Annotated in this window: 8 protein-coding genes, 1 pseudogene and 1 riboswitch; of the genes and pseudogenes, 6 read left to right on the top strand and 3 right to left on the bottom strand. The window is 67.5% G+C overall.

Features of this window, described 5'->3' with window-relative positions; genetic code table 11:
• Together ACWELQ_RS21315 and ACWELQ_RS21310 are read left to right on the top strand one after the other, a co-directional pair.
• The coding region (locus tag ACWELQ_RS21315; RefSeq protein ID WP_452398790.1) for an STAS domain-containing protein at positions 1 to 497 on the top strand (497 nt) is incomplete at its 5' end.
• Positions 494 to 874, top strand: coding sequence for a DUF5313 family protein (locus ACWELQ_RS21310; RefSeq protein ID WP_452398789.1), 381 nt, complete (start codon positions 494 to 496; stop codon positions 872 to 874). The genes ACWELQ_RS21315 and ACWELQ_RS21310, both read left to right, overlap by 4 nt.
• Here ACWELQ_RS21310 and ACWELQ_RS21305 read toward each other — a convergent pair whose 3' ends face one another.
• Entirely contained in the window at positions 875 to 1921 is a 1047-nt protein-coding gene (locus ACWELQ_RS21305) for an extracellular solute-binding protein (protein WP_452398788.1), read from the bottom strand. It lies immediately after the preceding gene.
• Positions 1922 to 2223: 302 nt separating this feature from the next.
• On the opposite strand from ACWELQ_RS21305, the gene ACWELQ_RS21300 reads away from it, so the two are divergent.
• Positions 2224 to 4434 carry a SulP family inorganic anion transporter gene (locus tag ACWELQ_RS21300; protein WP_452398787.1) on the top strand — a complete coding sequence of 737 codons (2211 nt, stop codon included), beginning with the start codon at positions 2224 to 2226 and terminating at the stop codon, positions 4432 to 4434.
• A 194-nt stretch (positions 4435 to 4628) separates the two neighbouring features.
• Complete coding sequence (locus ACWELQ_RS21295; protein ID WP_452398786.1) at positions 4629 to 6839, top strand: SulP family inorganic anion transporter; 2211 nt, start codon at positions 4629 to 4631, stop codon at positions 6837 to 6839.
• 109 nt (positions 6840 to 6948) lie between these two features.
• On the opposite strand, the pseudogene ACWELQ_RS21290 reads toward ACWELQ_RS21295, so the two are convergent.
• Positions 6949 to 7785 (bottom strand): annotated as a pseudogene (locus tag ACWELQ_RS21290) (PLP-dependent transferase); the annotation flags it as partial.
• A gap of 96 nt (positions 7786 to 7881) precedes the next feature.
• Positions 7882 to 7994: riboswitch (SAM riboswitch) on the bottom strand.
• Positions 7995 to 8006: 12 nt separating this feature from the next.
• Positions 8007 to 8723, bottom strand: a complete 717-nt coding sequence (locus tag ACWELQ_RS21285) for a TetR/AcrR family transcriptional regulator (RefSeq protein WP_452398785.1) — start codon at positions 8721 to 8723, stop codon at positions 8007 to 8009.
• Between the two features lie 139 nt (positions 8724 to 8862).
• Here ACWELQ_RS21285 and ACWELQ_RS21280 point away from each other — a divergent pair, with 139 nt between their 5' ends.
• Complete coding sequence (locus tag ACWELQ_RS21280) at positions 8863 to 10359, top strand: MFS transporter (protein ID WP_452398784.1); 1497 nt, start codon at positions 8863 to 8865, stop codon at positions 10357 to 10359.
• Between the two features lie 366 nt (positions 10360 to 10725).
• Positions 10726 to 11943 carry an NADP-dependent isocitrate dehydrogenase gene (locus ACWELQ_RS21275; protein ID WP_452398783.1) on the top strand — a complete coding sequence of 406 codons (1218 nt, stop codon included), beginning with the start codon at positions 10726 to 10728 and terminating at the stop codon, positions 11941 to 11943.
• Positions 11944 to 12434: the final 491 nt, after the last annotated feature.

The following is a 12434-nucleotide window of genomic DNA, read 5'->3' as shown; positions in this document are numbered from 1 at the left end:
CCGCGGTCGCGGTGGGCGTGGGCATCGCGGTGCTGCTGGCCGTGCGCTCGGTCGCCAAAGAGGCACGCCTGCAACAGATCCCGCTCGACGAGGCCGACCACTCGGCCGAGGAGCACGAGTTGCTGCACGACCACATCGTGGCCTATCGCCTCGACGGGCCGCTGTTCTTCGCGGCCGCGCACCGCTTCCTGCTGGAGCTGGCCGAACCGTCCGACGTCCGGGTGGTCATTCTGCGCATGTCCCATGTCACCGCCCTCGACACGACCGGCGCCCTCACCGTGAAGGACGCGATCGGTAAGCTCGAACACCGCGGCATCACGGTGCTCATGTCGGGTCTGCGTGCGGATCACCGGCGGCGGCTGGCGGCCATCGGCGCACTACCCGGAACGGGCACGGGCGTGCTGTCCGGTACGGGCCACCTGTTCGAACACACCCCCGACGCGATCGCGGTCGCTCGTCAACTCGTTGTCAGCTCAGCCGAAAGTGATCACCGATGAACGCCCCGACCACGCCGAATCCCCTTCAGCGCCTGCGCTATATCGCCGGTGGGACGCTGCCGCCGTCGATGGCGCAGTGGGTGATCGACGATCTCACCGGACCCGGCGCGGCACGGCGCTACCTGCTGCGGATCCTCATCCCGATCATTCCGCCGCTGTGCCTGTTCCTGCTCATCCCCGGGCCGCTGTGGATGGGATTGGCCATGATGGCGCTGCTGTATCTGCCGCTCATCTACTTCACCGTGGCGCTGATGTACGTCTTCCGCCGCGCGCGCCTGGTCAAGCACGGCCTCGATCCGGCGTTGGCCGATCAGCGCGAGCGGGCGCGGTCGGCGGCGGCCCGCGAAGCCTACGAACGGGCGCACGGGCGCGGCTGATCAGCTCAGGTAGCGGGTGGTGAAATCGGCGAGGATCTCGGTGCCGCTGCCCTTGACCTGATCCCAGGAGAAGGGCAGCTGTTTGACCTCGGCGTAGGTGCGGGTGCCGGGCGCCACCGCGATATCGGTGCGGGCCGGGATCATCTTGTGCGCGGCCGAGATCTGCTGGGCCTCCGGGGTGAACATGTAGTCCACCAACGCTTTCGCAGCGACCGGATTGCGGGTGGTGTTGAGGATGAAGATGGGCCGCGGCGTGATGACGGTGCCCGAGGACGGTGAGATGACCCGCAGCGGAACGCCTTTGGCCGACGCGTCGTAGGCGGAGTAGTCGACGCCGCCCAGGATGACCGCGTAGCGCCCGGCCGTCACCTCGTCCAGGGCCGGGCCGTTGCCGCCGCGCACCGTCATCCCGTTGGCGAACAGCCCGTCGAACATGGCCCAGGTGCGGTCGCGGCCCCACGCGCTCACCATGGCCGCGAGCAGGTCTCGGGCGGTGCCGGATTCGCGGGGATCGGGCATGATCACGGCGTTGTGGAATTCGGGCGCGGCCAGATCGGCCCAGTCATTGGGCAGGCGCGGCACCATTTTCGAGTTCACCACCATGACCAGCGCCGAACCGTCGCGGCCGACGAAGCCGTGGTCCTTGTTGATCCAGCCGTCGTGGATGCGGTCGGCCCCGCGCGGCGTGTAGGGCAGGGTGCGCCCGTCGAGGTTGTACTGGGCGGCCGGGGTCCAGGACGCCAGGTACACCACGTCGGCCGCCGGTCGCGGGCCCTCGGCGTCGAGTTTGGCGGTGATCTTGCCGGTCTCGCCGCTGAAGACCTTGACCTTCACCCCGGACGCCTTGGTGAACGCGGCCACCAGCTCATCGGTGAGGTCCTGCGGATTGGCCGAGTACAGCGTCAGGTCCCCGGACAATCCGGGCGGGGGAGTCCACGAACTCGTCACGGCCGGAGTCGAATCCGGTTCGGCGTGCCTGCCGCAGGCCGCGGTCGCGAATGCGGAGGTGGCGACGGCCGCGAGCAGGGCGCGGCGAGAGAGCGGCATACCGCGGAACCCTTTCGAAAACAGCTGTCCGGCGCGGAAGAGTAGGCACTCGCGCTGACGCCGCGGTGAACGGGTGATGACAACTCGGTGGTTTGCGCCCCTTGGTGAGCTGTGTCACAGTTTGATAGCGGTTCGCCTCAATTGCCGCAAACGCTTTTCATTTCCTTTGCCTTGTCTTTACGCTTACCCGCGGCGATCTGCCAAGCGTCGTGGTTCTCCAGCCTCGCCCGCCGCTGCCTCTCGATGCCAGTACATGTTGACCGATGAACCGGGCGGCGGAGCCGTGCCGGCGAAGGAGAGATATGTCCACCGACACCGATCAGCCTCCACGGACGTCGCTTCCCGGTCTTGCCGGGCTGATACGCCACGATCTACCCGCCTCACTCGTCGTCTTCCTGGTCTCGCTGCCCCTGTCCATCGGCATCGCCGTGGCCGTGGGCGCGCCGGTCGCGGCCGGACTCATCGCCGCCGTGGTGGGCGGCATCGTCGCCGGACTGCTGGGCGGTTCGACCATGCAGGTCAGTGGTCCCACCGCGTCGCTGACCGTGGTGGTCGCCGAATCGATCAACCAATTCGGCTGGGCCGCCACCTGTTTCATCACCATCATGGCCGGCGGCCTGCAAATCCTGTTCGGGCTCAGCCGCATCGCGCGCGGCGTGCTCGCCATCGCCCCGGTCGTGGTGCACGCCATGCTCGCCGGGATCGGCATCATCATCGCCCTCGAGCAGGTGCACGTGCTGCTGGGCGGGGATTCGCTGACCTCCTCCTGGGACGCCCTGGTCGCGCTGCCGCATCAGCTGGCCTCGGTGCATCCGGGCGACCTGTGCATCGGACTGGTCGTGATCGCCATCCTGGTCGGCTGGCGACACCTGCCCGAACCCGTGCGCAACATCCCCGCGCCGCTGGTCGCGGTGGTCGTGGCCACGCTGTTGGCGCACGTGCTGCCGGTGCGGGTCGCGCGCATCTCCATCGACGGCTCGCTGCTGCAGGAACTGCACCTGCCGCAACTGCCGCACGGCAGCTGGGCGCAGGTGGCACTGATGGCCGTCACCATCGCGCTCATCGCCAGCGTGGAGACTCTACTATCGGCCGTGGCCGTGGACCGGATGCGCCAGAACACCGCGCGCCGAACCGATCTCGACCGCGAACTGCTCGGCCAGGGCGCGGCCAACATGGTCTCGGGTCTGATCGGCGGGCTGCCGGTGGCGGCGGTCATCGTGCGCAGCATCACCAACGTCAAGGCGGGCGCGCGCACGAAAGCCTCGACCATGCTGCACGGGCTGTGGATCCTGCTGTTCTCGGTGGCCCTGGTCGGGGTGGTGCGCTCGATTCCCAAGGCGGCCCTGGCCGGACTGCTCATCGTGGTCGGCATTCAGCTGATCAAACTCGCGCACATTCGCCGCGCCCAGCGCACCGGCGATCTGGTGGTGTACGCCGCCACGGTGTCGGTGGTGGTGTTCTGGAATCTGTTGCTGGGCATGCTGGTCGGGCTCGCGCTGGCCTTCGCGCTGCTGCTGTGGCGGGTGGTGCGGGTCAGCGTCGTCGCGGAGGAGATCGACGCGCTGCGCTGGCGGGTCACCGTCGACGGCAGCTTCACCTTCCTGGCGCTGCCCAAGCTCACCAGCGAACTGCACCGGGTGCCCCGGGGGACCGACGTGGTGATCGAGATGACCGTCGACTTCATGGACCACGCCGCCTACGACGCTCTGCAGGACTGGGCGGATGTGCACCGAATCGAGGGTGGCACGGTCGAATTCGTGGAATCCGGCGCGGTCCGCATGGCCGATGCCGCCGACGGCCCGGTCGCGCGCGGGCATTCCCGCCGCCTGCTCGACGACGTGCTGGGGCCGTGGCGGCGCAGCGCCAACGACGGGGATCGCATCGTCGCCGGGGTGGCGGCCTATCACCGCAGCCACGCGCACGTCATGCGCCCGCACCTGGGTGTGCTGCGCGACGGCCAGGAACCCGACTCGCTTTTCGTCACGTGCGCCGACTCCCGGATCGTGCCCAATGTCATCACCAACAGCGGGCCCGGCGATCTGTTCACCGTCCGCAATGTCGGCAACCTGATTCCGCGCGACGCCCAGGATTCGTCCATGGAGGCCGCGCTCATCTACGCCCTCGACAAACTCGATGTGCGGTCGGTGGTGGTGTGCGGGCATTCCGGCTGTGGCGCGATGGGTGCGCTGCACAGTGAACTGGTCACCGGCTCCCAGCTCGACGACTGGCTCGCGCACGCCCGGCCGAGCCTGGAGCGTTTCCGGCTCGGTCATCCGGTCGCGGTCGCGGCCGAGGCGGCGGGCTTCGGGACGGTCGATCAGCTGGGCATGGTGAATGTGGCGGTGCAGCTCGAGACGCTCTCGGCGCATCCGGTGGTGCGGCGCGGAGTGCAGGAGCGCGGCGTGGTGCTCTCGGGGCTGTTCTTCGATATCGCCACCGCCCGCGTGGTGGAGGTCACGGTGGACGGGATCGCGGAGATCGACGGTGTCGGGCGGGTGGCCCAACCCGCTTGACGACCTGGGTATCTCCCGCCTGAAGGGGTGTGAATCCGAAAGGGTTCACACCCCTTTAACTTTGTGGCACAGCTTTTCTCAGACTTTGCTAAGTCTTTACCTTTAGCCTTACCTTTGCTCGTCCGGTGAGTCTGTGGCCAGTGCTGTCCGCAGTCTTAATTCGATGCCCCTGTACATGCTCGCCAAGGAGCAATATGTCTCGCGACACCGATTCACCGCCAGGCAGAACCGCCGGCAGGTTCGACACCCTGCTGCGCCACGATCTTCCTGCATCCCTCGTCGTCTTCCTCGTCGCCTTGCCGCTCTCGCTCGGCATCGCGGTCGCCTCCGGTGCGCCCATCGCGGCCGGACTCATCGCCGCCGTCGTCGGCGGCATCGTGGTCGGCCTGCTCGGCGGTTCGCCGCTGCAGGTCAGCGGCCCCGCGGCTGGTCTCACCGTGGTGGTCGCCACAACTATCAGCGAATTCGGTTGGAAGACAGCCTGTTTCATTACCGTGCTGGCCGGTGCCATGCAGATCCTGTTCGGCCTCAGCCGGATTGCCCGCGCGGCGCTGGCCATCGCGCCGGTGGTGGTGCACGCCATGCTCGCCGGCATCGGCATCACCATCGCACTGCAGCAGCTGCATGTGCTGCTGGGCGGATCCTCGCGGAGTTCGGCCTGGCAGAACCTGATCCAGCTGCCCCATGAGTTGATGAACCTGCACGGCGACGACTTCTTCATCGGACTCGTCGTCATCGCCATCATGCTCAGCTGGAAATACGTGCCCGGACAGCTGAAGGTGCTGCCCGGCCCGCTGGTCGCGGTCGTCACCGCCACCGTGCTGGCCCTGGTGATCCCCGGCGAGCCGGAGCGAATCGTGTTGAACGGCTCGCTGTTCGACGCGATCGGGCTGCCAGGTCTGCCCTCGGGCAACTGGGGCGGAGTGGTGCTCGCGGCACTGACCATCGCCCTCATCGCCAGCGTCGAGTCCCTGCTGTCGGCGGTCTCCGTCGACAAGATGCACACCGGTGCGCGCACCGACTTCGACCGGGAACTGGTCGGGCAGGGTGCGGCCAATATGGTCTCCGGCGCGCTCGGCGGCCTGCCGGTCACCGGCGTCATCGTGCGCAGCGCCACCAACGTGGCCGCCGGCGCCCGCACCCGCGCTTCGGCGCTGCTGCACGGCATCTGGATTCTGGTGTTCTCGGTCGCGCTCGTCGGCCTGGTGCAGCAGATTCCGAAGTCCGCGCTCGCCGGTCTGCTCATCGTGGTCGGCATCCAGCTGGTCAAGCTCGCGCACATCAAACTGGCCCGGCGCACCGGTGACCTGCTGGTGTACCTGGTGACCGTGCTCGGCGTGGTGTTCCTCAACCTGCTCGAAGGCGTCATCATCGGCCTGGCCTTGGCGTTCGCGCTGCTGCTGTGGCGGGTCGTGCGCGTCTCGGTGGTGGCCGCCCCGGTGGCCGGGACCGACCGCTGGCTGGTCAGTATCGACGGCACCTGCACTTTCCTGGCGCTGCCCAAGCTGACCGCGGAACTGCGCAAGGTGCCCGAGGGCACCGAGGCGCTGGTGGAACTCAGTGTCGACTTCCTCGACCACGCCGCCTACGAGGCCATCCACGACTGGGCCCGCCAGCACGAAAGCACCGGCGGCAGCGTCGAATACGTGGAGCTCGGCACCGCGCACATGGCTCACGCGCTGACCGGTCCGCCGGTGCGTGGCAAGGCCCGCAGCCTGCTCGACGACGTGCTGCGCCCCTGGCGCGAGGACGACGGCAACCCGATCGCCAAGGGCGTGGCCGCCTTCCACCGTCGCAACGCCCACGTGGTGCGCCCGCACCTCGACGAACTGCGCGACGGCCAGAACCCGCACTCGCTGTTCCTGACCTGCGCGGATTCACGGATCGTGCCGAACGTCATCACCAACAGCGGGCCCGGCGACCTGTTCACCATCCGCAATGTCGGCAACCTGGTCGTCCCCGGCGGACGCGACGCCTCCATCGAGGCGGCGCTCACCTTCGCCATCGACGAACTGGGCGTGGACAACGTGGTGGTGTGCGGTCACTCGTCCTGCGGGGCGATGAAGGCGCTGGTCGCGGGCGGGCCCACCGGCCCCGGCCTGGGCAACTGGCTGGTGCACGGACGCCCCAGCGTGGATCGCTTCCACACCGGTGACCCGGTCGCCTCCGCAGCCGCCCGGGCCGGATACGGCGTGGCAGACCAGCTCTCCATCGTGAACGTGGCCGTGCAGGTGGAAACCCTGCGCTCGCACCCCGTGGTCCGGCGCGCCGTCGCCGAACACGGCCTGCGGGTCACCGGCCTCTTCTTCGACATCGCCTCCGCGCGGGTCCTGGAAGTCACCCCCGAGGGCATCGCCGAAATCGATGCCCCCGACCTATCGGGAGCCCTCACCCACACCCATTAGTGAATCGGAGGACTCCGGCACGGCATCCCGAAAGGGGCCCGCGCCGGAGTCTTTTCGTCCGGGCTCCCATCGGCTCCTGCTCGAGATCCATCGGATTTCGACGAGTTCGCGCGGGCGCGCCCAGATCGGCGAACACCACGCCGTGGTAGCTCGGGTCGGGGGTGGTGAAGCCCGGGAACCGCGACTCGCCCGCCTCGTTCTTCACGGTCCAGTCGAAGCCGCCGCCGTCCACGATCACACCCGCGACCGCGGAACCGTGCCCGCCCAGGTACTTGGTGGCCGAATGCACGACGATGTCCGCGCCCAGCTGCAGCGGCTGGATCAGGTACGGGGTGGCGACGGTGTTGTCCACGATCAACGGCACGCCCGCGGCGTGCGCGACCTCGGCGACGCCGGGGATGTCGAGGACCGAGCTGCTCGGATTGGCAACGGTCTCACCGTAGAACGCCTTGGTGTTCGGGCGGACCGCCGCGCGCCACTGGTCCAGGTCGTCCGGATCCTCGACGAAGCTGACCTGGATGCCCAGCTTGGGCAGCGAGTAGTGCAGCAGGTTGTAGGTGCCGCCGTAGAGGTGCGGGCTGGCCACGATGTGGTCACCGGCCTCCGCGAGGTTCAGGATCGCGAAGGTCTCCGCCGCCTGGCCCGAGGCCAGCAGCAGGGCCGCGACGCCACCCTCGAGGGCGGCCACACGCTGCTCCACCGCGTCTTGGGTCGGGTTCATGATGCGGGTGTAGATGTTGCCCGGCTCGGCGAGACCGAACAGCGCGGCGGCGTGGTCGGTGTCGCGGAAGGCGTAGGAAGTGGTCTGGTAGATGGGCAGTGCGCGGGCTCCGGTGGCCGGATCGGGGCTCTGTCCGGCGTGAATCTGCTTGGTCTCGAAGGACCAGTTGGCCGGATCCAGGGTGCCGTCAGCCGCAACGGCCGCGGGCGCGGTCGAGTCACTCATGTGTTCTGCTCCAAAAACAAGGTCGCCGAATGGCGGAAGTTTGACGTTATCGAGAAGCGAATGGGCTTCGACAACAACACATTTCGGTAGACCTCCTGATTGCGCTTGCGTTCGGCCTTCGAACGCCCGGTCTGCACCCGGAAGCACCCCACCGCAGCTGGAGGGTTGCCGATCAGCAAGCCGGGGCCTTAACGCTGATGCTCTTGACCTGTTGCGAGATTCTAACGGGCGGAGGCGGCGGTCTCGGAAGTGGGGCTCGCCACAGCGGATCCGCAACAGACACGCCGGAATTCGCGGAAGGCGGCCAGGACGTTGTCGGCGAGTTTGCGCGCGGTGGCGGGCGCGGCGCAGCCCGCGAAGTCGGATTCGGCCTCGAATTCGCACTCCATGCCCACCCGCACGATGCTGTGCCAGGTGCCCGCGATGAGCCGCACGGTGAGGTGGTCCTCGGGCAGCTGCAGGCGCTCGGCCAGCACCTCGGTCATGGCGCGGGTCTTGGTGTCGGCGGACTCCATGCTGAGCGCGCGGACCGCGACGCTGTTGCTCGAGATGCGCTGCATTTGCTGGAACCATCGGAAGGGCACCGGGGCATCGGATTCGATGACCTGGTCCACGACCGCGAGGAAGGCGTCGAGCAGCGACTGCATCTCGTCACCGGTCACGGGTTGCTCGCGCAGCGCGTCGGCAATCGCCTGACCCCAGCCCTCGATGGGGGCGATGACGATCGCCTCCTTGCTGTCGAAGTACCGGTTCACGGTGCGCGGCGAGACATCGGCCGCGTCGGCGATCTGTTCCACGGTGGTGGCGTCGAAGCCCTGCTCATCGCACAAGCGCAGGGCAACGTCGATGATCCGATCCCGGGTCTGCTGCTTCTTGCGTTCGCGCAGGCCGGGGCGATGGCGCATGACCACACCGATGTGGCTTGACAACTCCGACATGACTCCATCTTAGAGGGTTATAGCTGTTTCCTGTCCCCGTATGACAACTGTCGCACTGCGACATTTTTCTCTTGACGCCAATTGTCGGTAGGGGCCACTATGGTGAAAGCTGCCTTCGCACCCCCCAGAGGAGAGGCTCATGACCGTAGCCACAGACGCGCTCGGTACCGACGAAACAGCAAGTACCGCAAAAGATTCCAGGCGCTGGTGGGCGCTCGGCGTGATCGCCATGGCGCAGCTCATGGTCGTTCTGGACGCCACGATCGTCACCATCGCCATGCCGTTCGCGCAGCAGGACCTGCACATCAGCGACGGCGACAAGCAGTGGATCTTCACCGCTTACACCCTGATTTTCGGCGGTCTGCTGCTGCTCGGCGGCCGCCTCGCCGACTACTTGGGCCGCCGCCGGATCCTGATGATCGGCCTGGTCGGCTTCGCCGCCGCCTCCGCGGTGGCCGGTCTCGCGCAGAACGCGGCCGAACTGTTCGCGGGCCGTGCGTTGCAGGGCGCGTTCGGCGCGCTACTGGCCCCGGCGGCGCTGTCGCTGGTGTCGGTGACCTTCACCGAGGCCAAGGAACGCGCCCGCGCGTTCGGCGTGTTCGCCGCGGTGTCCGGCGCCGGCGCGGCGCTGGGCCTGATCGCCGGTGGCGCGCTGGTCGAATACGCGGACTGGCGCTGGTCGCTGCTGGTGAACACTCCGGTCGCGCTGCTGGCCCTGGTCGGCGCGTTCGCCTTCGTGATCAAGGATGTGCCCGCACCCCGCACCGGCGGCTACGACCTGCCCGGCGCGATCACCGTCACCCTGGGCCTGATCTCCATCGTCTACGGCTTCAGCCGCGCGGCGTCCGACGGTTGGACCGCCGCCACCACGCTGGCGCTGTTCGTGGCGGGTGTGGCGCTGCTGGCGGCCTTCGTGGCCATCGAACGACGCACCGCGAATCCGCTGCTGCCGCTGCGTATTCCGGCGGAGATCAACCGCGGCGGCGCGTACCTGATCGCGCTGCTGGTGCCCATCGCGATGTTCGCCATGTTCCTGAACCTCAGCTTCTACCTGCAGATCGTGCAGCACTACTCGGCGCTGAAGACGGGTGTGGCGTTCCTGCCGTTCCCGGCCGGGATCGTGGTGTCGGCGGGTATCGCCTCGTCGGTGCTGCCCAAGATCGGGCCGCGGCCGCTGATGCTGGCGGGTTCGGTGCTGGGCGCGGCGGGCCTGCTGTGGCTGTCGCGGCTGGAGTACGGCGACAGCTATGCCGTCGCCCTGCTGCCCGCCATGATCCTGATCGCGCTGGGCATGGGCTTCCTGTTCGTGTCCATGCAGACCACCGCGCTGCACCAGGTCGAGGACGAAGACTCGGGTGTGGCCAGTGCGCTGCTGAACGCCGCGCAGCAGGTGGGCGGTTCCATCGGTACCGCGCTGCTGACCACGATCTCGGTGCAGGTGGCGCAGCGGTACGTGCGCAACAACGGGACCATCGACCATGTGATGGAACGGGCCTCGGTGCACTCCTACAGCGTCGCGTTCCTGATCGGTGCGGTGTTCTTCGTGCTCTGCATTCCGATCGCGGCCTTCATGGTTCGCGACAAGCCGCAGAACCTGCTCGAGGGTGATGAGCACGCCGTGCACGTGGGTGTCTGAACGCAGCGCCTGACCGGCGAAAAGATATATCCGAGGGCCGTGAGCACCTCCTTTCGCATTCCGCGGGAGGGGGTTGCCACGGCCCTTTCCTTTTCGCATGCTGGGAAGTGCCGAAAGTCACGCGAAAAGCTACTTATCGGTAACCGCACTGAATTCCCGCACAGCGGGGGCCGCCGTCGCGGTGAGATCGATAGCAGCAGTACGCTTGTCTTGCTTGACGCCACAGCGTACGTGGACTTGGCACCACAGGTCCCGTGCCGAGCGCCATGCGTATACGTTGTCTGTTGAACAGCTGGGGTCCGCTACAAGCGGTGCTCACCGGCCGTGCAATGGGAGCACCACCTTCCTAGGAGGACACGAAGATCCATGTCCAAGATCAAGGTTGAAGGGACCGTCGTCGAACTCGATGGCGACGAGATGACCCGGATTATCTGGCAGTTCATCAAGGACAAGCTGATCGTCCCGTATCTCGATGTGAACCTCGAGTACTACGACCTCGGCATCGAGTACCGCGACAAGACCGATGATCAGGTCACCGTCGACGCGGCCAACGCCATCAAGAAGCACGGCGTCGGCGTCAAGTGCGCGACGATCACGCCTGACGAGGCCCGCGTCGAAGAGTTCGACCTGAAGAAGATGTGGCGGTCGCCCAACGGCACCATCCGCAACATCCTCGGCGGCACGATCTTCCGCGCGCCGATCATCATCTCGAACGTGCCGCGTCTGGTGCCGGGCTGGACCAAGCCGATCATCATCGGCCGCCACGCCTTCGGCGACCAGTACCGCGCCACCGATTTCAAGGTGCACCAGGCGGGCACCGTCACCCTGACCTTCACGCCGGAGGACGGCTCCGAGCCGATCCAGCACGAGGTCGTGCGCATGCCGGAAGACGGCGGCGTGGTGATGGGCATGTACAACTTCCAGGAGTCCATCCGGGACTTCGCGCGGGCCTCGCTGAACTACGGCCTGCAGCAGAACTACCCGGTGTACATGTCGACGAAGAACACCATCCTGAAGGCCTATGACGGCATGTTCAAGGACACCTTCCAGGAGATCTTCGAGACCGAGTTCAAGGACGAGTTCGCCGCGGCGGGCCTGACCTACGAGCACCGGCTCATCGACGACATGGTCGCCTCCGCGCTCAAGTGGGAGGGCGGTTACGTCTGGGCGTGCAAGAACTACGACGGCGACGTGCAGTCCGACACCGTGGCGCAGGGCTTCGGCTCGCTGGGTCTGATGACCTCCGTGCTGCTCACCCCGGACGGCCGCACCTGCGAGGCCGAGGCCGCGCACGGCACCGTGACCCGCCACTACCGCCAGCACCAGCAGGGCAAGCCCACCTCCACCAACCCGATCGCCTCGATCTTCGCGTGGACGCGTGGCCTGGCCCACCGCGGCAAGCTGGACAACACCCCCGAGGTGATCGGCTTCGCGCAGACCCTCGAGGACGTGGTCATCAAGACGGTCGAGTCCGGCCAGATGACCAAGGACCTCGCGCTGCTGGTCGGCGGCGACCAGGGCTACCTGACCACCGAGGAGTTCCTCGGCGTGCTGGACGCCAACCTGGCCCGCGAGATTCGCTGAAGTATCCGGAGCTGACGCTCCACAACGCGCCGACGAACGTGAACAGCGCGAAGCGGTGGACGATGGGGGCCGGGACCACAGTCCCGGCCTGAACATCCGCCGCGCCTTACGGGCACCTGCCCCCACCGGAACCGGTGGGAGGGCGGGTGCCCGAACTGTTTTCGGGGGGAGCCGATCACGCCCTCACCGCGCCGCTGTCTCCGATCATGAAACGATCATGAATCGATCGCGAGCATGGGTGACGTGCGACAGTCGCGGGCCTGGCGGGTGCGGCATCGCACCGGCGTGCGACGTGCGCCGACTCGTCGCGGCCTGTCGTGGGGTCGGGCCGCGGCGAGGGCCACGCGGGCGGTTAACGCGTATCGCGGGGAGATCAATACCCGTGTGACATACGGGGTTCGGCCGCGGGCTCGCGGCGGCGAAGGAGAAGGCATGTCGGGTATCGGGAATGATCTGCGGCGGGTAGTGCGGGGGCGCGTCCTCGCCGCCGG

The sequence above is a fragment of the Nocardia sp. NPDC004722 genome (genome assembly GCF_053601505.1).
This window is presented reverse-complemented; position numbering and strand designations above follow the sequence as displayed.